The 21,006-nt window shown below is 69.7% G+C and carries 22 protein-coding genes; 5 read left to right on the forward strand and 17 right to left on the reverse strand.

Annotation, left to right across the window (positions count from 1 at the left end; genetic code table 11):
• The first annotated feature begins 101 nt into the window (after positions 1-101).
• A complete protein-coding gene (locus E0H50_RS07235) occupies positions 102-686 on the forward strand; it encodes a TetR/AcrR family transcriptional regulator (RefSeq protein ID WP_131285804.1) in 585 nt (194 codons plus the stop codon).
• Between the two features lies 1 nt (position 687).
• Here E0H50_RS07235 and E0H50_RS07240 read toward each other — a convergent pair whose 3' ends face one another.
• The 7 genes from E0H50_RS07240 to E0H50_RS07270 all read right to left on the reverse strand — a co-directional run bounded on the left by E0H50_RS07240 (position 688) and on the right by E0H50_RS07270 (position 5,914).
• Positions 688-1,089, reverse strand: a complete 402-nt coding sequence (locus tag E0H50_RS07240; RefSeq protein ID WP_131285805.1) for a type II toxin-antitoxin system VapC family toxin — start codon at positions 1,087-1,089, stop codon at positions 688-690.
• Positions 1,086-1,382: a type II toxin-antitoxin system Phd/YefM family antitoxin gene (locus E0H50_RS07245; protein ID WP_131285806.1), complete on the reverse strand. Its 297-nt coding sequence runs from the start codon at positions 1,380-1,382 to the stop codon at positions 1,086-1,088. The genes E0H50_RS07240 and E0H50_RS07245 overlap by 4 nt, the downstream gene beginning before the upstream one ends.
• 38 nt (positions 1,383-1,420) lie before the next feature.
• Complete coding sequence (locus E0H50_RS07250; RefSeq protein WP_165547022.1) at positions 1,421-2,329, reverse strand: Ppx/GppA phosphatase family protein; 909 nt, start codon at positions 2,327-2,329, stop codon at positions 1,421-1,423.
• Positions 2,322-2,804, reverse strand: a complete 483-nt coding sequence (locus E0H50_RS07255) for a DUF501 domain-containing protein (RefSeq protein ID WP_131285807.1) — start codon at positions 2,802-2,804, stop codon at positions 2,322-2,324. Before E0H50_RS07255 ends, E0H50_RS07250 begins: the two co-directional genes overlap by 8 nt.
• Positions 2,801-3,409 (reverse strand): FtsB family cell division protein, encoded by a 609-nt coding sequence (locus E0H50_RS07260; protein WP_131285808.1) that lies wholly within the window; start codon positions 3,407-3,409, stop codon positions 2,801-2,803. The genes E0H50_RS07255 and E0H50_RS07260 overlap by 4 nt, the downstream gene beginning before the upstream one ends.
• A gap of 30 nt (positions 3,410-3,439) precedes the next feature.
• Positions 3,440-4,720, reverse strand: a complete 1,281-nt coding sequence (gene eno / locus E0H50_RS07265; RefSeq protein WP_131285809.1) for a phosphopyruvate hydratase — start codon at positions 4,718-4,720, stop codon at positions 3,440-3,442.
• A gap of 360 nt (positions 4,721-5,080) precedes the next feature.
• Complete coding sequence (locus tag E0H50_RS07270; RefSeq protein WP_131285810.1) at positions 5,081-5,914, reverse strand: phosphotransferase enzyme family protein; 834 nt, start codon at positions 5,912-5,914, stop codon at positions 5,081-5,083.
• 209 nt (positions 5,915-6,123) lie between these two features.
• Here E0H50_RS07270 and E0H50_RS07275 point away from each other — a divergent pair, with 209 nt between their 5' ends.
• Both E0H50_RS07275 and E0H50_RS07280 read left to right on the forward strand, forming a co-directional pair.
• The gene (locus tag E0H50_RS07275; protein WP_131285811.1) at positions 6,124-6,357 is read left to right on the forward strand and encodes a CopG family transcriptional regulator; all 234 of its coding nucleotides are present in this window, start codon (positions 6,124-6,126) and stop codon (positions 6,355-6,357) included.
• Positions 6,354-6,785, forward strand: a complete 432-nt coding sequence (locus E0H50_RS07280) for a type II toxin-antitoxin system VapC family toxin (protein ID WP_131285812.1) — start codon at positions 6,354-6,356, stop codon at positions 6,783-6,785. The genes E0H50_RS07275 and E0H50_RS07280 overlap by 4 nt, the downstream gene beginning before the upstream one ends.
• Position 6,786: 1 nt before the next feature.
• Here E0H50_RS07280 and E0H50_RS07285 read toward each other — a convergent pair whose 3' ends face one another.
• From E0H50_RS07285 to E0H50_RS07305, 5 genes are read right to left on the reverse strand one after another with little or no spacing between them, the layout of a single operon-like run.
• Positions 6,787-7,776 carry a MazG family protein gene (locus E0H50_RS07285; protein WP_131285813.1) on the reverse strand — a complete coding sequence of 330 codons (990 nt, stop codon included), beginning with the start codon at positions 7,774-7,776 and terminating at the stop codon, positions 6,787-6,789.
• A gap of 9 nt (positions 7,777-7,785) precedes the next feature.
• Positions 7,786-8,412, reverse strand: coding sequence for a SurA N-terminal domain-containing protein (locus E0H50_RS07290; RefSeq protein WP_131285814.1), 627 nt, complete (start codon positions 8,410-8,412; stop codon positions 7,786-7,788).
• Positions 8,413-8,440: 28 nt separating this feature from the next.
• Positions 8,441-12,070, reverse strand: a complete 3,630-nt coding sequence (gene mfd, locus E0H50_RS07295; protein ID WP_131285815.1) for a transcription-repair coupling factor — start codon at positions 12,068-12,070, stop codon at positions 8,441-8,443.
• Positions 12,067-12,642 carry an aminoacyl-tRNA hydrolase gene (gene pth / locus E0H50_RS07300; protein WP_131285816.1) on the reverse strand — a complete coding sequence of 192 codons (576 nt, stop codon included), beginning with the start codon at positions 12,640-12,642 and terminating at the stop codon, positions 12,067-12,069. The genes mfd and pth overlap by 4 nt, the downstream gene beginning before the upstream one ends.
• Before the next feature lie 43 nt (positions 12,643-12,685).
• On the reverse strand, positions 12,686-13,330 hold the full coding sequence (locus E0H50_RS07305; RefSeq protein WP_131285817.1) for a 50S ribosomal protein L25/general stress protein Ctc: 645 nt from the start codon (positions 13,328-13,330) through the stop codon (positions 12,686-12,688).
• 287 nt (positions 13,331-13,617) lie between these two features.
• Here E0H50_RS07305 and E0H50_RS07310 point away from each other — a divergent pair, with 287 nt between their 5' ends.
• Positions 13,618-14,286, forward strand: a complete 669-nt coding sequence (locus E0H50_RS07310) for a DUF3137 domain-containing protein (RefSeq protein ID WP_131285818.1) — start codon at positions 13,618-13,620, stop codon at positions 14,284-14,286.
• Here E0H50_RS07310 and E0H50_RS07315 read toward each other — a convergent pair.
• The 3 genes from E0H50_RS07315 to E0H50_RS07325 are packed head-to-tail and all read right to left on the reverse strand — an operon-like array spanning position 14,279 to position 17,583.
• Positions 14,279-15,040 carry a DUF1932 domain-containing protein gene (locus E0H50_RS07315; protein ID WP_131285819.1) on the reverse strand — a complete coding sequence of 254 codons (762 nt, stop codon included), beginning with the start codon at positions 15,038-15,040 and terminating at the stop codon, positions 14,279-14,281. The two genes, E0H50_RS07310 and E0H50_RS07315, sit on opposite strands and share 8 nt — an antisense overlap.
• A gap of 9 nt (positions 15,041-15,049) precedes the next feature.
• A complete protein-coding gene (locus E0H50_RS07320; RefSeq protein ID WP_131285820.1) occupies positions 15,050-15,691 on the reverse strand; it encodes a response regulator transcription factor in 642 nt (213 codons plus the stop codon).
• Positions 15,679-17,583 carry a sensor histidine kinase gene (locus E0H50_RS07325; protein ID WP_131285821.1) on the reverse strand — a complete coding sequence of 635 codons (1,905 nt, stop codon included), beginning with the start codon at positions 17,581-17,583 and terminating at the stop codon, positions 15,679-15,681. Before E0H50_RS07325 ends, E0H50_RS07320 begins: the two co-directional genes overlap by 13 nt.
• Before the next feature lie 137 nt (positions 17,584-17,720).
• Here E0H50_RS07325 and E0H50_RS07330 point away from each other — a divergent pair, with 137 nt between their 5' ends.
• Entirely contained in the window at positions 17,721-18,410 is a 690-nt protein-coding gene (locus tag E0H50_RS07330; RefSeq protein ID WP_131285822.1) for a hypothetical protein, read from the forward strand.
• On the opposite strand, the gene E0H50_RS07335 is transcribed toward E0H50_RS07330, so the two are convergent.
• Both E0H50_RS07335 and glmU read right to left on the reverse strand, forming a co-directional pair.
• On the reverse strand, positions 18,407-19,387 hold the full coding sequence (locus tag E0H50_RS07335; protein ID WP_131285823.1) for a ribose-phosphate diphosphokinase: 981 nt from the start codon (positions 19,385-19,387) through the stop codon (positions 18,407-18,409). The genes E0H50_RS07330 and E0H50_RS07335 overlap by 4 nt on opposite strands.
• Positions 19,388-19,415: 28 nt before the next feature.
• The gene (gene glmU, locus E0H50_RS07340) at positions 19,416-20,867 is read right to left on the reverse strand and encodes a bifunctional UDP-N-acetylglucosamine diphosphorylase/glucosamine-1-phosphate N-acetyltransferase GlmU (RefSeq protein ID WP_131285824.1); all 1,452 of its coding nucleotides are present in this window, start codon (positions 20,865-20,867) and stop codon (positions 19,416-19,418) included.
• Between the last annotated feature and the right edge of the window lie 139 nt (positions 20,868-21,006).

Below are 21,006 nucleotides of genomic sequence, written 5' to 3' on the forward strand. Positions count from 1 at the left end.
GCCAGAGCTTGGGCGCGGGATTTCCCCGGCCTGGTAAAGTCGAGGTATGCCTCCACTATAGCGGAGGGAAGCCTCCGCTATCAACTGGCTAAGGTGAGCGAATGGTGACCGGTGAGAGCAGGCCCGCGTTGCGGGTCGACGTACGGCGGCCGCAGCGCGCGGATGCGCGGCGGAACTTCGATGCCCTGCTCGGCGCCGCCCGGGATGCGTTCGCGAGCAAAGGGGTCGACGCGTCGCTGGAGGACATCGCGCGCCAGGCCGGCGTCGGGATCGGAACCCTGTACCGGAACTTCCCGCACCGTCAGGACCTGCTGAACGCCGTGTACTTCGGTGAGATCGAAGAGCTCTGCATCGCGGCGGAGGAGGCGGCCAGTCTGCCGCCGTGGGAGGCGCTGACCACCTGGCTGCACCGCTTCGTCGGGTACGCCGCGACCAAGCGCGCGATCTGGGAGTCGCTGAACCGCGAGACCGAGAGCTTCAAGGCCGCCCGCGAGGCGATGTACGCCGCCGGTACGCCGCTGTTCGAACGCGCCCAGGAGGCGGGTGAAGCGCGCAAGGACGTCTCCTTCGACGACCTGCTCCGCATGGTCAGCGGCCTCACCGCCGCCGGCTTCGTCGACCAGGCCCAACGCGACCGGGTCCTCACCATCGCCCTCGACGGCGTCCGCGCGCACCCATCCGCTTGAATCAGTCTCGCGGACCGAGGGTCTCGAATCCGGCGTCCTTACCTGCTGCGGCAAGCCTGTCGTCGTAGGTGACCAGCGCCGTGAGATCTTCGCCCAGCACGCGAGCGGTGGCCAGGTGGACAGCATCCAGCGACCGCAGCATGCGATCTGGTTCGTTCATCGCAGCATCCACGATGTCGTCGTCGATGCTGATGAAGTCAAAGGCGAGCAGCAGGTCCCGGGCGTCGGGCAACAAGGCTGGGTAGACCCGGGCGACCGCCCTCATCACCTCGATCCGCAACAGCGCGGAACTCACCCAGGCCGCTCCGGCGGCCTCGTCGTAGAACCGCGCGAACGCCTTTGAATCACGCTCCTCCACCAGGAGCTTGAGCGCCGCCGAGGTATCGACGTAATAGAGACTCACCACGACTCCTCGTCGCGCAGTGCGGCGAGGGCATCGCTCAGGCGATCAGTGCCGTCGCTCGCGCGCATTCGCGGCCGATAGCCAGGGCGCACCGCCGGCCGGACCCGGCCGTTCGCCGCCAAACGGTCCAGCACCGGCGTCGCGTCACGCTCTTCCACCGGCACGATTCGAGCCACCAGGCGGCCGTACTCGGTCACGTCGATCGTCTCGCCGTGCCGGACACGAGCCAGCACCTCACTGGTCCGGTGGCGCAGTTCCCGCAGCCCCACGGCATGCTCGTTCACGGTCGACATACCTCGAAAGTACCACAATTTTGTGACACAACTCGGTGCTAGGCGAGGGAGAGCGCTACTCCGTCGAGGATGTCGTGTTCGGAGACTGTCAGTTCGGTGACGGGTAGGCGGTCGAAGAGGCGTTGCAGGATGAGGGCGCCGGCGCCGATCACGTCAACTCGGCCGGGGTGGATCGACCGTACGGCGGAGCGTTCCGCGCGCGTGGTGGTTGTCAGCCAGGTCGAGGCCGAGCGCAGCTGATCGGTGTCGAGCCGGGCGTGGTGGACGGCGGTCCGGTCGTACTCGGCGAGGTTCAGCGCGACCGCGGCCACGGTGGTGCAGGTGCCTGCTACGCCGATGAATGCGCGGGCGTCCTCGAGCGGGACAGTGGTGGCGTCCAGGAGGGCGTCGATGTCTTTCGCGATCGCGTGCAGTTCTGTTGCGGAGGTCGGGTCGGTGGTGACGTGGCGTTCGGTGAGACGGACCGAGCCGATGTCGAGGGACTCCGCGGCGATGACACCGGTGGCGTCGCCGAGGACCAGTTCGGTGGAGCCGCCGCCGATGTCGGCCACCAGGTACGGCGCGGGGAGGTCCAGGGAGGTGGTGGCACCGCGGAAGCTGAGTTCGGCTTCCTCCTCGCCGGTGATGATCTCCGGTCGTACGCCGAGCCGCGCTTCGGTCCCGGCGAAGAACGCGTCGCGGTTGCTGACGTCGCGGGCGGCGGAGGTGGCGACGAAGCGGAGCCTGCTGACACCCGTGGACCGGATGACAGCTGCGAAGTCCTCACAGGCGCTGAAGACACGGGCGAGGGCTTCGGGGGCGAAGGCGCCGGTGGCGTCCACGCCCTGGCCGAGGCGAACGATCGTCATCCGACGCTCGACCTCGACGAGCCCTCCGCCGACAAGATCCGCGATCAGCAACCGGATCGAGTTGGTCCCACAGTCGATCGCGGCGACCCGATCAGACACACGGACCTCGGCGGCCCCAGTCCTCCAAAGCTTCCAAAGCCTCGTCGCCCAAGGGGTTGACCCCAGGGCCGGCCGCCAGCGAGTGGCCTACCAGAACATGCAGGCACTTGACGCGGTTCGGCATACCGCCCGCGGTGATGCCGGCGATCTCCTCGACGTGTTCGATCGACTCGCGATGCGCGAGGTAGGACTCGTGGGCGGCGCGGTACCGAGCGGCCAGGTCCTCGTCGTCGGCCAGCCGGTCGGTCATCTCCTTCATCAGCCCCGACGCCTCGAGCGTGCCGATCGCGGACGCGAGCCGCGGGCACGTCACGTAGTACGTCGTCGGGAACGGCGTACCGTCCGGCAGGCGCGGCTCGGTCTCGACCACGTCGGGGAGCCCGCAGCTGCAGCGGTGCGCGATCGACCGGATGCCGCGGGCCGTCCGGCCGAGCTGCTTGCTGACTGCTTCTTGATCCGAAGGGCTGACGCTCACCCGGTCACCTTAGGTGACGGCTTCAGGATCGTCGTCGGGGCGGGTTTGGCGGGGGTCGGCGTCGCGGCCGGCGCCGGCGGTGTGCCCGCGCCCTCGACACTCCCCCACAGCTTCGTGTACCAGGTCGGCTTCTGCGTGTCCGCCGTACCGTCCGAGGGCGCGGACGGCTCCGGCGGGGCACCGACCGGCTTGCCGTCCGCGCCGATCACGCGGTACCCGACTTCGCCGGGCATAACCCACCCGAGCCGCTGCCGCGCCTGCGCCTTCACGTACGCGTCGTCGTCCCAGCGGGTGATCTCGTCGTTCAGCTCCGAGACCCGCTTCTCGCGGTCCCGGATCTCCTGCTGCAGCGCAGTGATCTGCTGGTGCTGGTCGAACCACACCCGCAGGCTCTGCGCGTACGACACGATCAACGCGCCCAGCACGAGCAGTACGACGGCCGCCCGCCCGGTCAGGTTGCGGGACCCGCGGGTCCGGGCAGGCTCCGCCGACGTTCCCGTCGTACGGCGCTTCGGCTGGTCGCCCCGCCGGGCCGGTGGACGCGACTGCGTCCGGCTCGACGGACGCGAGCCGGGTCGTGCACCGGAATCCCGACGGGACGGCATACCTGAACCTCCCAAAAATCGGACGCAGTATCAGCCCTGGTACCGGGGGAAGGCCGAGCGACCGGCGTACGTCGCCGCGTCGTCGAGCTCCTCCTCGATCCGGAGCAGCTGGTTGTACTTGGCGGTGCGGTCCGACCGGGCCGGGGCGCCGGACTTGATCTGGCCGCAGTTGGTCGCGACCGCGAGGTCGGCGATCGTGGTGTCCTCGGTCTCGCCGGAGCGGTGGCTCATCATGCAGGTGAAACCGCTGCGGTGCGCCAGGTCGACGGCGTCCAGGGTCTCGGTCAGCGAGCCGATCTGGTTGACCTTGACCAGCAGGCTGTTCGCCGACTTCTCGTCGATGCCGCGCTGCAGCCGCTCGACGTTGGTGACGAACAGGTCGTCGCCGACCAGCTGGATCTTGCCGCCGAGCTCACCGGTGATGGCCTTCCAGCCGTCCCAGTCCTCCTCGTTCAGCGGGTCCTCGATCGAGACGATCGGGTACGACGCGACCAGGTCGGCGTAGTAGGCGATCATCTCGTCGGCGGACTTCTTGCCGCCCTCGAACGCGTACACGCCGTCGGTGAAGAACTCGCTCGCGGCCACGTCCATCGCCAGCGCGATGTCCTTGCCGAGCTGCAGGCCGGCCTTCTCGACCGCGACCGCGATCAGGTCCAGGGCGGCCCGGTTGCTGTCGAGGTTCGGCGCGAAACCGCCCTCGTCGCCGAGGCCGGTGGACAGGCCGCGCTCCTTCAGCACCGCCTTCAGCGCGTGGTAGACACCCGCGCCCTGCATGACGGCCTCGGCGTACGTCGCCGCGCCGATCGGGGCGATCATGAACTCCTGGACGTCGACGTTGCTGTCCGCGTGCGCGCCGCCGTTGAGGATGTTCATCATCGGCACCGGCAGGACGTGCGCGTTCGGGCCGCCGACGTAGCGGAACAGCGGCAGGCCGGAGCTCTCCGCCGCGGCCTTCGCGACCGCGAGGCTGACGCCGAGGATGGCGTTCGCGCCCAGCTTGGCCTTGTTCGGGGTGCCGTCCAGGTCGAGGAGCGCGTGGTCGATCAGGCGCTGCTCGTGGACGTCGTACCCGACGATCTCCTTGTCGATGTCCTCGAGGATCGCGGTGACGGCCTTCTGCACACCCTTGCCGCCGTACCGGTCCTTGTCGCCGTCACGCAGCTCCACGGCCTCGAACTGGCCGGTGGAGGCACCAGACGGGACGGCTGCGCGGGCGATGGTGTCGTCGTCGAGCAGAACCTCGACCTCGACAGTGGGGTTGCCGCGCGAGTCGAGGATCTCGCGCGCGCCGACGGCCTCGATGGTGGCCACATTGACTCCCAAGTTCTCGATGACGAATCGCTGCTGAGCCTAGTCCCCAGACCAGCAGGCTCAGTGGACCGCGTCGACCTAACGATCGCACCCGGAGGTACCTCCCGCGTCAGTAACACTCCGTTGGGCGCCCGATAGACCGCCAATTCACCACAATCCACACCCAGCAACACTTCTACGGCCGTCCGCCGCTGTCCTTCGCGGGCGCGAGCTGGACGTGCGTACGCCGTCCCGCCCGCACCCCGTCGCGGCCCGATCACCGCTTCTTCGAGCACACCGGGATCCCTGAGGGAACCGGTGGTGCCGTACCGGTACCTCTTCAAGGACTGGGAGACGACGGAGGCCGCCGTACGGCGTGATCTACAGGCCGAACGAGCGGCGGGCGTCGGCTAGGCCTTTGTGGTTTTCGGCCGGGTCGGAGATGCCGGTGAGGAGGTTGGTGGTGATGCGCCAGGCGAAGTAGCCGGCCTGGACGGCGTAGCGCACGCGCAGAAACGTGAGCAGGCCGTGCTCGAGTTCGGCGGTCAGGTCGGGGCGCCGACGCAGGTACGCCGGAACCACCGGGTCGCCGTTGTACATGACGGCGGACGCGACGTCGTACAGGATCGGGCCCCGCATCGCGCTCCCCCAGTCGATCAGCGCGACGCGACCGTCCGCCTGACGCCGGAAGGCCTCCGCAGCCGGATCCCCATGCAGCCAGGCCCACGAAACCGGTCCGAGCGCGATCGCGTCCGCGGTCGCCGCCTCGACGGCCGGCCGAATCCAGGGCTCGAGGTCCAACGACTCTTCGAACGGCAACAGGAATCGCAGCCAGTCGGCGGTCGCACCGGATTCGAGCGAAGCAGCCGAGTGGATCCGCCCGAGCACGTCCCCGATCGCCTCCTGATCCGCGGGCACCAGCTCGTCACCGTCGACGTACTCCAGTACGGCGACCTGCCGCCCATCGACCCGCTCCACCAGCCGCCCATGCTTGCTCCACCGCGGCCGACCGGTGGGCACACCCGCGTCGTCCAGCCGGACCGCCAGCTCCAACCCAGGCTCGAACGCCGCGTCATCCAGGCCAACCGCCTTCAGAACAACCCGCTCCGCCCCGGATGTCGCCAGCCAGGTCACCGAGTTCATCCCACCGGTCAGCACCTCCAACCGAGCCGGCTTCAGATCCCAGTGCTCCCGCAGTACCTCGGCGACATCCACGGACCCACCTTCTCAGTCACCCACCACCCCAAGCACCAGGTTTTGGTGACCACAAGAACAGGTAGTGCACCACCGAGACACCGTACACAAATCCACCTGCACGCTCAGGTGCACTACCTCACCACCAAACACCTCCTGTCCTTGGGTACGCCGACCACCTGCGGAAGTGGAACTTCCATCCCCAATCCCACCAGCGGTAGGATTGGCGTATGAGTGAGCCCGCGCACACGGACAAGCTGAGTGTGACCATCCCGGCCGACCTGGCCGATGAGCTGCGGTCGAGGGCCGGGCGCGGGAATGTGTCTGCCTACGTGACCCAGGCCTTGGTCCGGCAACTGGAGCACGACCGGCTCGGTGACCTTCTGGCCGAGCTGGCCGAGGTGCACGGGCCGGTGACCGACGAAGAACTCGCTCGCGCCCGCGCCGAGTGGCCCGAGCGGTGAGCCCGCGCAAGCGCGTCCCTTCGGCGCCCCAGGGATCGCTCGTCCTCGACAACGAAGGTCTGTCCCGGGCCTCGACCGACCGGGCGATGTACGTCAGGTTGTACGCCGCCCATGCCGACGGCCGCCGCGTCGTCACCTCGGCGGCGATCCTGGCCGAGGCCCTTCGCGGCAGCCGCCGCGATGCGGCCGTCTACCGGGTGCTCAGCGGGATCGTCGTCGAGCCCGTCAGCCGAGTTCTCGGCGAACGCGCAGGTCAGTTGATCGGAGCAGCCCGGCTCGGTTCCGGGCAAGCCGTCGACGCGATCTTGGTGGCCACCGCCTTGGCCGAGGCGGGACCTGTGGTGATCGCGACGTCGGACGCAGGCGATCTGAAGGCACTTGTCGGCGACGAGCACCGCATCGCAGTGGTAGCCGCAGACCGTTTCTGATCTAGCTGTTCTTCTCGGCGGCGCGGATCTCAGCGGTCAGTTGGTGGATGGCGAGGCGGAGGGCCTGTTCGGGGTCGATGCCCAGGGTGCGGGATTCGCGGGCGAGGGTGAGGAGTTGGTGGCCGATTCGGTCGAGGTCCGTGGGGCCTGGGGGTGGGAGGTCGGGAGGGAGGACCTTTGCGGCGCGGGCGAGGACCTTGTCGGCCAGGGCCAGGGCCGGGAGGGCTAGTGGGATGCCTTCGAGGACCGAGGAGCGTTGTTTCTCGGTGGCTTTGATGGCTTCCCAGTTGGCCTCGACCGCGGCTACGTCGGTGGCGTCGACGGTGCCGAAGACGTGCGGATGGCGGCGGATCAGCTTCTCCACGATGCCGCCGGCCACGTCGTCGATCGTGAAGCCGTCGTCGGGGTCCTCCTCGGCGATCCGCGAGTTCAGCGCGACCTGGAGCAGCAGGTCGCCCAGTTCCTCGCGGAGATGGCCGCGATCGCCGGTGTCGAGCGCCTCGAGGGTCTCGTACGTCTCCTCGAGCAGGTACTTCGCCAGGCTCTCGTGCGTCTCCTGCTGGGTCCACGGGCAGTCCCGCCGGATCCGGTCCATCACCCGGACCAGGTCGATCAGCCTGGCTCCGGGAACGTCGTACGAGCCGTGCTGGATCTCCACGCCGTACGCCGGTCGCGGGTCACGCGCCACCTGCTCGGCGACGACCCGCAGCAGGCTCGGCTCCCCGTCATCACCGACGAGCCACGCGACGTCGCGGCCTGCCTCGGCCGCCGACGACAACCAGGTCCAGTGCTCGCCGACACCGCCCTCGACGTGAGTGACGGCAAGCCCGGACCCGATCACAGCCTGTACGTCGGGACGATCCGGGCCGCCCGCCGCGCCGATCTCGTCGGCGGACTCCAGCGCCTGCCAGGTGGCACGCGTGAGGAGCCCGGGAGCGACACGAGGACTCGTGAGGACGACCTTGATCCCGCCCGCGGACTCGTCAGGCATACGACCTCGTCAGCCCTGGCCCTGTTGCTGCTGCTGTGCTTCCTCGGCGGCCTTGCGCTTGGCCGCGGTCTGGTCGGACTCCTTCGACAGCGACCCGGAGATCGCCGTGTCGAGCCGGCCGTCGCTCCACTGACCGAAGCGCGGCGCGACCGTGACCTTGATGTCCTTCGCGGCGGCGTTCAGGGCCTGCACGCCCTCCTGCGCCTTCTGCTGACCGTCCGCGTCGTGGATGCCCTTGCCGCCGGCGAGCTTGATCGTGACGATCAGGGTCGCGGCGAGCTTGTCCAGGAAGGCGCGGGACGCCGGGTCGGCCTGCAGTTTCTGGTACGCCTCGGGGCTCGGCGCGACGGCGTTCTTGGCCGCGTCGGCGATCTCCGCATCGCTGACCGAGATCGCCTTCTGCCGGCCGACCTGCGCCGCGAGCTCGTTACTGACCATGCCGTTCAGCGCAGCCTGGTCGGGGTAGGACTCACCGAGGGCCGCGCCGACGGCGCGCGAGGTCTTGTCGACGTCGCCGATGCTGATCTCGGTGTCACCGATCATCGCCGCCGCGCCGGGGTGGGTTCCCGCGGCACAGCCGCCGGTCAGCAGCACCGTCGCCAGCACCACACCGAGAGCCCGAAGCCGTGTACTCACCGAATCTCCTCGCACGTTCCTGTCAGTTTCACGCCGGAACCACAATAGGTTCGGCGATCACGTCGTCGATCAACCGGGTGCACCACTGCAGCAGCTCCTGGTCGCGGAGCGGCTGACCGCCGACCGGCCTGGTGGCAGGTCTCGGCACCAGAATGGTATGCAGTTGCGGCTTCACCAGACTCTTCGGGTACAGCCTGTTGAGCCGCAGCACCTTCGAATCGGGCAGTTCGACCGGCCCGAAGCGGATCATGTTCCCCTGCAGCGTGACGTCGTGCAGCCCCGCCCGGCGGGCGTGGTTGCGGAACTTCGCCACCTCGATCAGGTTCAGCACCGGCTGCGGAATGTCGCCGTACCGGTCGTGCAGTTCCTCGACCAGTTCGGCGATGCCGTCGGCGTCCCGGACGGCGGCCAGCCGCTGGTACATCTCCAGCCGCAGCCGCTGCGACGGGACGTAGTCGTGCGGCAGGTGGGCGTCGATCGGCAGCTCGATCTTGACCTCGGGCTCCTCGGCCTGGGTGTCGCCGCGGTACTCCGCGACCGCCTCGCCGACGAGCCGGACGTACAGGTCGAAGCCGACGTCCGCGATGTGCCCGGACTGCTCGCCGCCGAGCAGGTTGCCGGCGCCGCGGATCTCCAGGTCCTTCATCGCGACCGCCATACCGCCGCCGAGGTCGGCGTGCTGCGCGATCGTGGCCAGCCGGTCGTGCGCCGTCTCGGTGAGCGGCTTCTCCGGCGGGTAGAAGAAGTACGCGTACGCGCGCTCGCGGCCACGACCGACCCGGCCGCGGAGCTGGTGCAGCTGCGACAGGCCGAGCAGGTCGGAGCGCTCGACGATCATCGTGTTCGCGTTCGAGATGTCGATGCCGGACTCGACGATCGTCGTACACACGATCACGTCGGACTGCTTCTCCCAGAAGCCCTGGATCACGTTCTCGAGCGTGTGCTCGTTCATCTGGCCGTGCGCGACACTGACCCGCGCCTCGGGCACCAGCTGGCGGATCCGGGCGGCCGCCTTCTCGATCGTGTTCACCCGGTTGTGGACGACGAAGACCTGGCCTTCGCGGAGCAGTTCGCGCCGGATCGCGGCGGTCACCTGGTGCTCGTCGTACGCACCGACGAACGTCAGCACCGGGTGCCGCTCCTCCGGCGGGGTGGCGATCGTCGACATCTCGCGGATGCCGGTGATCGACATCTCCAGCGTCCGCGGGATCGGCGTCGCGGACATCGTCAGTACGTCGACCGCGGTCCGGAGACGCTTCAGCTGCTCCTTGTGCTCGACGCCGAACCGCTGCTCCTCGTCGACGATCACCAGGCCGAGGTCCTTGAACGCGACCTCGCCGCTGAACAGCCGGTGCGTCCCGATCACCACGTCGACCGACCCGTCGGCGAGGCCGTCGATCGTCGCCTTGGCCTCCTTGTCGGTCTGGAACCGCGACAGCGGGGCGACGTTGACCGGGAAGGCGGCGTACCGCTCGGCGAAGGTCGCGTAGTGCTGCTGCACGAGCAGTGTCGTCGGCACGAGTACGGCGACCTGCTTGCCGTCCTGCACCGCCTTGAAGGCCGCCCGGACCGCGATCTCCGTCTTGCCGTAACCGACGTCGCCGCAGACGATCCGGTCCATCGGCATGACGCGTTCCATGTCGTGCTTCACGTCGTCGATGGTGGCGAGCTGGTCGGGCGTCTCCACGAACGGGAACGCGTCCTCGAGTTCCCGCTGCCACGGGGTGTCCTTGGCGAACGCGTGCCCCTTGGTCGCCTGGCGCGCGGCGTACAGCTTGATCAGCTCGCCGGCGATCTGCCGGACCGCCTTGCGGGCGCGGCCCTTGCGCTTGGCCCAGTCGCCGCCGCCCATCTTGTCCAGGGTCGGCTGCTCACCGCCGACGTACCGGGTGACCTGGTCGAGCTGGTCGGTCGGCACGTACAGGCGGTCGCCGGGTTGTCCGCGCTTGCTCGGCGCGAACTCGATCACGACGTACTCGCGGGTGGCCTTCTGGGTCCCGGTGCCGACGGTCCGCTGCATCATCTCGACGTACCGGCCGACGCCGTGCTGCTCGTGGACGACGAAGTCGCCGGGCTGCAGCTCCAGCGGGTCGATCGTCTTCTTGCGGCGCGACGGCATCCGTTGCTGGGAACGGCGTTCGGCCGCCGACCGCTGGCCGGCCAGGTCGTTCTCGGTGAGCACCGCAAACTTGATGCCGTCGGCAATGAACCCGTGGTCGAGCTGCCCCTGCGAGACCAGCACGACGCCGGGCGCGGGCATCTCGTCGATCCCGTCGACCGTCCGGGCCGGCAGCTCGGCCTCGGAGAACACCTCGACGAGGCGTTGCGCGGGACCGTGGCCTTCGGTGACGCAGACGACCCGCCAGCCGTCCCGCAACCAGCCGCGGATGTCCTCGACCGCCGCGCCGGTCTCACCGCGGTACGGGTCGACCTCGTGGACGGCGAGGATCTTGCTGGTGACCGCACCGGCCTCGGTGTCGATGTCGAACGCGACCCGCGCCCCCATCGAGTCCCGCAGCTCGGGCTCGTCGGTCGGGGCGGCCGCGAACGGCGACAGGCTCCACCAGGCCAGGCCCCTGCCGAGAGCCTGCGACCGGACGGCGCCGAGCGACATGTACGCCGCCGCGCCCAGGTCGATCGGGGCCTCGCCACCACCGGCAGCCGCGGCCCAGGACGCCTCCAGGAACTCCTGGCTGGTCGCCACCAGGTCGTGCGCCCGCGCGCGAACCCGCTCGGGGTCGCTGACGACCACGTGCGTACCGGCGGGCATCAGGTCGACCAGCAGCTCCATCTCGTCGACGAGCACCGGCGCCAGGGACTCCATACCCTCGATGGCGTGCCCTTCGGCGAGCTTCTCGAACAGCTCGGCCAGCTCGGGATGTTCCTTGGCCAGTACGGCGGCCCGCGCGCGGACCTCGTCGGTCAGCAGCAGCTCGCGGCACGGAGGCGCCCACAGACCGTGCTCGGCGATCTCCAGGGAGCGCTGGTCGGCGACCGCGAAGTACCTGATCTCCTCGACGTCGTCGCCGAAGAAGTCCACCCGCAGCGGGTGCTCCTCGGTCGGCGGGAAGACGTCGATGATGCCGCCGCGGACCGCGAACTCACCGCGCCGCTCGACCAGGTCCACCCGGTGGTACGCCGCGGCGGCGAGCCGCTCGACGACGTCCTCGAGCTCGACCGTGTCGCCGACGTGCAGCTGCACCGGCCGGAGGTCCGCGAGGCCGGCGACCTGCGGTTGCAGGACGGACCGCACCGGCGCGACCAGGATCCGGATCGGCCCGGTCGTCTCGTCGGACGGATCCGGATGCACGAGCCGGCGCAGTACGGCGAGGCGCCGGCCGACTGTGTCGGAGCGCGGCGACAGGCGCTCGTGCGGAAGCGTCTCCCAGGCCGGGTAGTAGGCGACGGCGCTCGGCTCGTCGACGAGGCACTGGAGGGCCTCGGTGAGCTCCTCGGCCTCGCGGAAGGTGGCGGTGACGGCGAGCACCGGGCGGTCGGCGCCGTTCTGGGCCGCGGCCAGTGCGGCGAGCAGGACCGGACGCACCGGCGTCGGCGCGCTCAGGTCGAGGGTCGTGACACTGTCGCCGCGGGCGTCACGAACGGCCTCGGCCACCACCGGATCGGTGATCAGGGTGTCGACGAGACCGGTGAGCTTCACGAGTTGTACTTCCCTTGCGTGGCGTCGAGGCCGTCGGTGAGCAGGGATTCGACTGCGTCCGCGGTCCGGTCGACGGCGAACGGAAGGTCCTTGCGTTCGGTCGAGGAGAACTCGTTGAGGACGAAGTCGGCGGGGGCCTGCCGGCCCGGCGGACGACCCACACCGAACCGGACTCGATAGTACTCACCGGTGCCAAGCGATTTCCGCAGTGACTTGAGCCCGTTGTGGCCGTTGTCGCCACCGCCGAACTTGCAGCGCAGGACCCCGAAGTCGATGTCCAGCTCGTCGTGCACCACGACCAGGTTGGCCGGGTCCAGCTTGAAGAACTTCAGCAGCCCCGACACCGGCCCGCCGGACTCGTTCATGTACGAGCGGGGCTTGGCCAGAACCGTCCGCAGGCCGCTGATCCGGGTCTCGATCACCTCGGCCTTGGCCTGCTTGCTCTGCTTCCACTTCGCACCGGTCCGGGCCGCCAGTTCGTCGGCGACCAGGTGCCCGATGTTGTGCCGGGTGCGGGCATAGGAAGGGCCGGGATTCCCCAGTCCGACGACCAACCACACGTCGTCCGCCACGGATCCCGGCCCTCCCGAAGATGTCTGGTGCTGCGGCAGCAGATTACTCGGCCGCGGCAGCCACCGGCTCCTCGGCCGCGGTCGGCTCGTCGCGCTCGATACCGGCTTCGGCCTCGGCCTCGGCCAGCTCGGCCTCGGCCTGCTCGGCGGTCTGCTGGGCGGTGATGTTCACGACCAGGGTGTCCGGCTCGATGGCCAGCGTCGTACCGGCCGGCAGCTGCAGATCGGACGCGTGGATCTGGGCGCCGACCTCCAGACCCTCGATCGAGACGGTGACGCCGTCCGGGATGTGCGTCGCCTCGGCCTCGACCAGGATGCTCTGCGCCTCCAGGACGACCAGGGCGTCGCTGACGGCGTCGCCCTCGAGGTGCACCGCGATGTCGACCTGGACCTTCTCGCCGCGGCGGACGATGACCAGGTCCACGTGCTCGATGAAGCCCTTGATCGGGTCGCGCTGGACCTGCTTCGGCAGCGCCAGGTGGGACTCGCCGCCCTCGACCTCGATCAGCAGCAGGGCGTTGGCGGTCTTCAGGGCCAGCATGGTGTCGTGACCGGGCAGCGAGATGTGCACCGGGTCACTGCCGTGGCCGTAGAGGACGGCGGGAACCTTGTTGTCCCGGCGGATTCGGCGGGCAGCCCCCTTGCCGAACTCCGTACGCGATTCGGCTTGGATCTTGACCTCGGCCACGACTGAACTCCTCAAAAGCGTTGCGGTGATCTGTTGTCTGGATAGAACTCGGCTGCGGCCTCAGCGGGCGCCTGCTGACCCCGAGAAGGCGTCAGGCAACGAACCACCGCGTCGATCACGGAGCCGCGCCCAACAGTTCTCGGGGGGCGTCCCTCGCCGAGGCAACCAAAACAGTCTACCCACGAGCGTGGCCAGACGGGAAATCGTCGGGCTGAGGCACTTTGCTCCCGCCTGCCGATCTCGGCCGTCACCCGTTTCCGACCCGGCCGTTTCGGTACGTTGCCGGGGTGTTCGCGTTCCTCACAGCCCTGACCCTGCTGGTCCCGCTGGTCGGCCTCGCCGGCGTGATCTGGCTGGTCGTGTGGAGCCGGCGCCGACGGCGGGCGATGCTCCGACGGCGGGCCGCGGAAGTGGCCTCGGTCGGGTGGTACCCGGTCCCGCCGCACCCCTGGCTGCTGCAGATCGCCGCGAACCTGTACCGGGAGGGCGAGCCGGGTGAGGCGTACGCCGGCGTGTACCAGGGTCGCGGCCTGTGCGTCCTCGACTACACGTACGTGACCAGCAACGGCAAGACCCAGCAGACCCACACCGTCAACCTGATCGCACTGACCCTCCCGGTCGCACTGCCACCGCTCACGATCCGGCACGAGTCGGGGCTGCGGCGGATGTTCCAGGGACGCGATCTCGAACTGGAGAACCAGCAGTTCAACGACCAGTTCCGGGTGGAGTCCCCCGACGACCGGTACGCGTCGGCCGTCATGCATCCCCGGATGATGGAGTGCGTGCTGTTCAACCCGGGCCTGGAGTGGCAGATCGCCGGGAGCGCGTTCGTGTCCTGGTCAACCGGCGCGTTCGCCGTACCGGACGTGCTGGCCCGCCTGGACGCGATGACGCACGTGATCGACCTGATCCCGCCGTTCGTCCTCCGCGACTACGGGCAGCCGACGGTCAGCTGAGCTTGGTCCAGACCTGCCGAAGGGCTCGAGCCACATCGCCTTCGAGACCGGCGGCGTCGAGGGTCTCGGCCAGCTCGTCGAACTCCGGGCCCCAGCGCCAGGCGACGCTGCGGAGCTGCTCCGGAAGGCCTGCGTCCTTCAGCGAGCCGCCGTCCGCGCGGGTCTGCTGCGCGATCAGCGCCTCGGTGACGCCGTGCTTCTCGGCCAGCTGGAAAGCGAGCACCGCCAGCGCCGCCTTGCCCTTGTTGTACAGGGCGTACGACGACTTCGCCGCGCTGGCCGCGCCTGGTTCGGAGCCGACGACCATCGGGGTGACCGCGGTACCGGCCCACAATCCGGCCGCGGTCTCGGCGTCGGCACCCGACAGCATCAGATGGGTCGGACTCGGCCCACCGGTCGGAGGCGGCCCGACCACGCCCGCGTCGACGAACGTCGCGTCAGGTACGGCGGACCGCGCCGCCTGCAACGACTTGGGCGACAGCGGATTCGCCTCGACGTACAAGCCGGCGAACCCGGCCCGGCCGACCTGCTCCGCGATGTCCACGGCTCCTTGCGGCGCGCACGAGCACAGGACGGCGTCGGCGAGCGCGACCGCGTCGTCGAACGACGCACCGATCAGACCGGCCTCGTCGGCCCGCGCCTTGGAGGCGTCGCTGCGCCCGTCCGGCACCCACCGCACCTCATGCCCGGCGACGACCAGCTGCGCCGCGAGCTTCGAGCCCATCGCACCTGGGTGGAAGACCGCGATTCTCATGCGGCCAATCTAGTGGCCGCCGAGATAGGCCAGTACGGCGAGCACCCGGCGGTGCTGTTCGTCGTTGGTGAGCAGGCCGAGCTTCGCGAGGATGCTGCCGACGTGGGTCTCGACGGTCCGCTCGGTCAGGAACAGCCGCCGGCCGATGCCGACGTTCGTGCAGCCCTCGGCCATCAGCGCGAGGACTTCACGCTCGCGCGGGGTCAGCGGTGCGAGGCGGTCGTCGGCCTGCCTGCGGCCGATCAACCGGCCGACGACTTCCGGATCGAGGGCCGACCCGCCGGCCGCGACCCGGTCCAGGGCGTCGAGGAACTCGTCGACCGCCAGCACGCGGTCCTTGAGGAGGTAGCCGAAGCGACCGGTCGCGACCAGCTCGACGGAGTGCCTGGTCTCGACGTGCTGGGAGAGCAGCACAATCCCGAGCTCGGGGTGCAGCACCCGAAGTTGGCGGGCCGCCCGGGCACCGTCGTCGGTTCCGTCGGGCGGCATCCGGATGTCGATCACGGCCAGGTCGGGCCGGGTCTCCGCGATCACGGTCAGCAGGCTCGTGGCGTCCGCGGCGAGGCCGGCGATCTCGTGTCCCGCATCGGCCAGCAGCCGCGCCAGCCCTTCCCGGAACAGCGCCGAGTCCTCGCCGATCACGATTCGCACGGCAGCACCGCCTCGACCGTCGTACCGCGGCCGGCCGGACTCCGCAGCTCCAGCGCACCGCCGACGGCCGCGACCCGATCGAGCAGTCCGCTCAGCCCCGAGCCGGGCCGCGGTACGGCTCCCCCGCACCCGTCGTCCTCGATCCGGACCCGCATCACATCGGCCGACCGCGCCACCCGGACCACGATCGCCGTGGCGTTCGCGTACTTCGCAGCGTTCGTCACCGCCTCGGCAGCCACGAAGTACGCCGTCGTCGCGAGCTCCTCGGGCAGATCGGCCGGGATCTGCAGCCGGACCGGGATCGGCAGCGATTGGGTGATCGCGCTCAACGCGGCGTGCAGTCCGTCGTCGAGGCTGGTCGGGCGCAGACCGTGGGCGATCTGCCGCAACTCGGCGACTGCGGTCCCGAGCTCGGCGACGCCCTGGTCGAGCAGTCCGTTCACGTCGACCGTCCCGTCGTCCAGGTGCCGCTGAGCCAGCCGTAGCGCCATGCCCAACGCGACCAGCCGTTGCTGCGCGCCGTCGTGCAGGTCCCGCTCCAGCCGCCGCCGCTCCTCGTCACCGGCCTGCACCAACCGCGCGCGACTCGCAGCCACCTCGCGGAGTGCCCCGGCGAGCTCCGCCCGCAGCCGCGTCACCTCCACCAGGCTGGCCGCCGCGGCCGCCACGGCTTTCAGTACGGCGGGAGGCGTCGCCTCGGATGCGAGTACGCCGATCTGCTCGCCACCCAGCAGCACCGGGACCAGCCGCGGCTCGGCCACCGGAGCGCCGGCGGCGTCGACGAAACCGGACGCTCCGGGGATCAGCAGGCCGACCCGAAGGGCCGGATCGCGGAGCGCACCCCGCAGCGCGGACTCGAGGTCCTCGGGCTGGGCCTGCTCGGTGTGGATCCGGCGCTGCAGATCCTCGATCGCCAGCAAAGCGGCACGTCGCGGTGGATAGAGCCGCCGATCGACCGCGCGCTGCAGCCTGCTTCGCAACGGCGCCAGGATCAAAGCGCACACGGCGGTCGCTGCCGCGGCGACGACAGCCGAGTCACGTCCCAGTACCAGCCCGAGCGAGACGGCCGAGACGGCGTACGTGCCCAGCAGGACGACCATCACGATGCTGTAGCTGACCGTGTCGGCCAGCACCCGGTCGACGTCGTACAGGTCGTGCCGGAGCATCGCCACCGCGACAGAGGCCGGCAGGGACACCAAGGTGACGATCCCGAAGACGGTCGCCACGATGCCGCTGCGACCCGTGACCAGGATTTCGGCCAGGCACACGAGCGGGTAGACAACGGCGGCAAGCCCTGCGAGAAGCAGCCACTTCAGCTGCGCACGGACCGTGCCGGTCGAGCCGCGGTACCGGATCGCCGCCGGTACGACCGCGGTCAGGCAGAGCGCCAGGAACCCGAAGAACGCCACCTCGCTCACCACACCGAGAACTCCGGACAGCGGCACGTTCTGGAGAGCGCCGAGCACCAGCAAGGCTGGGGGAAGCGGTCGCCATCGACGACTCACCAGGTGACCTGTCGGGAAGTACAGCAGCAGGAAGGCCACCGCGGCCAGCAACCACCATCCGGTCTCCTCGAGCCAGGCGACCACCCGGCTGTCGAGTGGCAAGCGCCCCGGATCGTGGGCGACGGCGTCGTAGTAGACGTCGCGTGCGGTCAGGAACACGGCGATCGCGCCGATCCAGCCGAGGATCGCCCCGACCGGGTTGGCCGGCTCACGCCGGGCGACCGCGAGCCCGAGCGCGGCGATCGCGGTCCCGATCGCTGCCAGACCGATGAAGTTCCGCAGCGTGTGCGGGCCGGTGCGGTACGCGATCAACAGCCAGGAGCTTCCCGCCACGAGCATCAGAACGAGCAGGAAGGTACCGAGCGCGACCCACCGTGGCCACCGCATGTCGTCAGGGTAAGGCCGGTTTCGGCCGGATGACTCCGAGCCAGCACGGAGAACCTGGTCCGTGCTCCCTGCGATGTGCCGACCGGCCCAGCGGACGTTCTCTGGAGCTGTCCGAATTACTCGCGGGAGGGGTCCCGATGTCCACCACAACTGTCCGGCCGACCGTCGTACCGGCCGATCCTGTCACTCGCCGGCGCATCGGCGCGATCGGCCTCGTACTCACCATCAGCAACGTCATCGCGACGCCCGGCGGCGTGCTCTGGCCCGAGCCGTCCGGCGGCGGCGAGACCTACTCGTACGCCGACATTCAGCCACTGCGCGACCGCTGGTGGGGCCTGCTGGTCGTCCTGAGCGTCAGCGCGCTCCTCGGCGTGACGGCTCAGGCCTTCCTCACCGGCTACCTCGTCCGCCGGCGCGGTGCGGCGTGGGCCACGACGGGCGGGATGCTGATCTGGATCGGGATCGCGTTCCAGGCGGTCGGGGTCGGCGGGCTCGCAGCGGCGTACTACTTCACCACCGGCGTCGACGCCACGACGGGCGGCGCGGTGATTGGCAACGCCAACGACGACCTGGTGCACCTGTTCGGCCCGATGCTCGCCGGCGCACTGACGGTCGCAGTCGGAACGGTGGTCCAAGCGATCGGGCTGTGGCGGTCGCACGCCGTACCGCGCTGGGTGCCCGTGCTCGTGCTGTTCATCGTGATCAGCTTCGTGGTCCCGGGCAACGGGTGGATCGGGCTGACCGTGCAGATTCCGATGGCGGCCGGTGGGATCGCCGTCGCGTACTACGCGTGGCGCCGGGCCGCCGTCGGCACCGAGACCGTCTAGGCGCGGCCGTCGAACAGGCTGGTCACCGAGCCGTCCTCGAAGACCTCGCGGATGGCTCGGCTGATCAGCGGTGCGATCGAGAGTTCGGTGAGCTTGTCGAAGCGGCGTTCCTCGGCGATCGGCAGCGTGTTCGTGACGATCACCTCGCTGGCCTGGCAGTTCTTCAGCCGGTCCACCGCGGGACCGGACAGGATCGCGTGCGTCGCGGCGATCACCACGCCCGCGGCGCCCTCGGCGTACAGCGCGTCGGCGGCCTTGGTGATGGTGCCGGCGGTGTCGATCATGTCGTCGACCAGGATGCAGACCCGGCCCTTGACCTCACCGACGACCCGGTTCGCGACCGTCTCGTTCGGGCGGTCGATGTCGCGGGTCTTGTGGATGAAGGCCAGCGGCGCGTTGTTCAGCCGCGCCGACCACTGCTCGGCCACCTTGATCCGGCCGGCGTCCGGCGACACCACGGCCAGTTGCTGGTCGCCGTACTTCTCCCGGACGTAGTCGGTCAGGATCGGCAGCGCCATCAGGTGGTCCACCGGGCCGTCGAAGAAGCCCTGGATCTGCGAGGTGTGCAGGTCCACGCAGATCAGCCGGTTGGCGCCGGCGGTCTTGAACAGGTCGGCCATCAGCCGGGCCGAGATCGGCTCCCGGCCGCGGTGCTTCTTGTCCTGCCGCGCGTACCCGTAGAACGGGAGCACCACCGTGATCCGCTTGGCCGACGCCCGCTTCAGCGCGTCGACCATGATCAGCTGCTCCATGATCCACTCGTTGATCGGCGAGGTGTGGCTCTGGATCACGAACGCGTCGCTGCCCCGGACCGACTCCTCGAACCGGACGTAGATCTCGCCGTTGGCGAAGTCGTACGCCTGCGTCGGGACCAGACCGGACCCGAGTTCGGTGGCCACCTCCTCGGCGAGACCGGGATGCGCCCGGCCGGAGAAAACCATCAGGTTCTTCTCGGTGGTTCGTTTCATCCCGCTCATCGCCCGCGCCTCCCGTTGGTTCCGCTGCTCAGGACTGCTGTTCGTCCGGCTGGTCGGCCAGTGCCGCCTCGGCCGCCGCGGCGGTCTTGGTGCCGGCCCGCTTCCGCGCGACCCAGCCCTTGATGTTGCGCTGCCGGCCGCGAGCGACCGCGATCTCGCCCGGGCCGACGTCCTCGGTGAGCGCCGTACCGGCCGCCAGGTAGGCGCCGTCCGCGATCGTCCGCGGCGCCACGATCACCGAGTTGCTGCCGATGAACGAGTGCTTGCCGACGTGCGTCGGGTGCTTCGCGACCCCGTCGTAGTTGGCGAAGATCGTGCCGGCGCCGATGTTCGCGCCGTCGCCGATGGTCGCGTCGCCGGCGTACGTCAGGTGCGGGACCTTGGCGCCGTCGCCGATGGTGGAGTTCTTGGTCTCCACGAAGGTGCCGATCTTGCCCTTCACGCCGAGCTTGGTGCCCGGGCGCAGGTACGCGAACGGGCCGACGCCGGCGCCGTCGCCGATGATCGCGCTGGAACCGTGGGTGCGGATGATCGTGGCGCCGGCGCCGACCGTGACGTCGGTGAGCGTGGTGTCCGGGCCGATGGTGGCGCCTTCGTCGACCGTGGTCGCCCCGTGCAGCTGGGTGTTCGGCAGCAGCGTGACGTCGCGGGCGACCTGGACGGTCCGGTCGACCCAGGTGGTGTTCGGGTCGACGATCGTGACGCCCTCACGCATCAGGCGGGTGAGGGTACGGCGGTTCAGCTCGGCGCGCAGCGTGGCGAGCTGGACGCGGTCGTTGACGCCCTCGGTCTGCATCTCGTCGTCGGTGACGTGCGAACCGACCCGCTTGCCGTCGGTCCGGGCGATGCCGATCACGTCGGTCAGGTAGAGCTCGCCCTGCGCGTTGTCGGTGGTGAGCCGGCTGAGACCGTCCCGCAGGGTGGCCGCGTCGAACACGTAGATCCCGGCGTTGATCTCGTCGATCGCCCGCTGCTCGGCGGTGGCGTCCTTGTGCTCGACGATCGCCGCGACGGTGCCGTCCGGGCCCTGCACGATCCGCCCGTACCCGGTCGGGTCGGGGACTCGCGCGGTCAGGACGGTGACCGCGTTGCCGTGCTTGTCGTGCTCGGCGATCAGGTCGTGGAGCGTCTCCGCCTCGAGCAGCGGGACGTCGCCGGACGTGACGACCACCGAGCCGTCGAAGTCCTTGGGTACGGCGGTGAGCCCGGCTCGGACCGCGTCGCCGGTACCCAGCTGCTGCTCCTGGACGGCGGTGCGGGCCTCCGGGTCGACGGCCTTGAGGTGTTCCTCGACCAGTTCGCGGCCGTTGCCGACCACGACCACGAGGTGTTCGGGGCTGAGCGCCCGGGCGGTGAGCACAGCATGGCCGACGAGACTGCGCCCGCCGATCTCGTGCAACACCTTCGGGGTCGCCGATTTCATCCGGGTTCCGAGCCCGGCGGCCATGATGACGACCGCCGCGGGGCGATGGGAAGTCACGCGGTCTTCTCCTCGAGTTCCCTGCGAGTTCTTTCAACAAGTATCAGCACGGGCACCCGAAACAGCGCCCGCGCAAGCCTACTTGCTTCGCGGAGACCCGTTCGCACGGGGACGGCGAGACCGATGTCACCCCGGCCGG

The sequence above is a fragment of the Kribbella sindirgiensis genome (genome assembly GCF_004331435.1).
Lineage (GTDB): Bacteria > Actinomycetota > Actinomycetes > Propionibacteriales > Kribbellaceae > Kribbella > Kribbella sindirgiensis.

Excerpts from the sequence above, each read along its gene's own strand:
- E0H50_RS07235 (WP_131285804.1), top strand. The coding sequence starts at position 102 with ATGGTGACCGGTGAGAGCAGGCCCGCGTTGCGGGTCGACGTACGGCGG.
- E0H50_RS07245 (WP_131285806.1), bottom strand. The coding sequence starts at position 1,382 with ATGTCGACCGTGAACGAGCATGCCGTGGGGCTGCGGGAACTGCGCCAC.
- E0H50_RS07260 (WP_131285808.1), bottom strand. The coding sequence starts at position 3,409 with ATGCCGTCCCGTCGGGATTCCGGTGCACGACCCGGCTCGCGTCCGTCG.
- E0H50_RS07275 (WP_131285811.1), top strand. The coding sequence starts at position 6,124 with ATGAGTGAGCCCGCGCACACGGACAAGCTGAGTGTGACCATCCCGGCC.
- E0H50_RS07285 (WP_131285813.1), bottom strand. The coding sequence starts at position 7,776 with ATGCCTGACGAGTCCGCGGGCGGGATCAAGGTCGTCCTCACGAGTCCT.
- E0H50_RS07315 (WP_131285819.1), bottom strand. The coding sequence starts at position 15,040 with ATGAGAATCGCGGTCTTCCACCCAGGTGCGATGGGCTCGAAGCTCGCG.
- E0H50_RS07325 (WP_131285821.1), bottom strand. The coding sequence starts at position 17,583 with ATGCGGTGGCCACGGTGGGTCGCGCTCGGTACCTTCCTGCTCGTTCTG.
- E0H50_RS07330 (WP_131285822.1), top strand. The coding sequence starts at position 17,721 with ATGTCCACCACAACTGTCCGGCCGACCGTCGTACCGGCCGATCCTGTC.
- E0H50_RS07335 (WP_131285823.1), bottom strand. The coding sequence starts at position 19,387 with ATGAGCGGGATGAAACGAACCACCGAGAAGAACCTGATGGTTTTCTCC.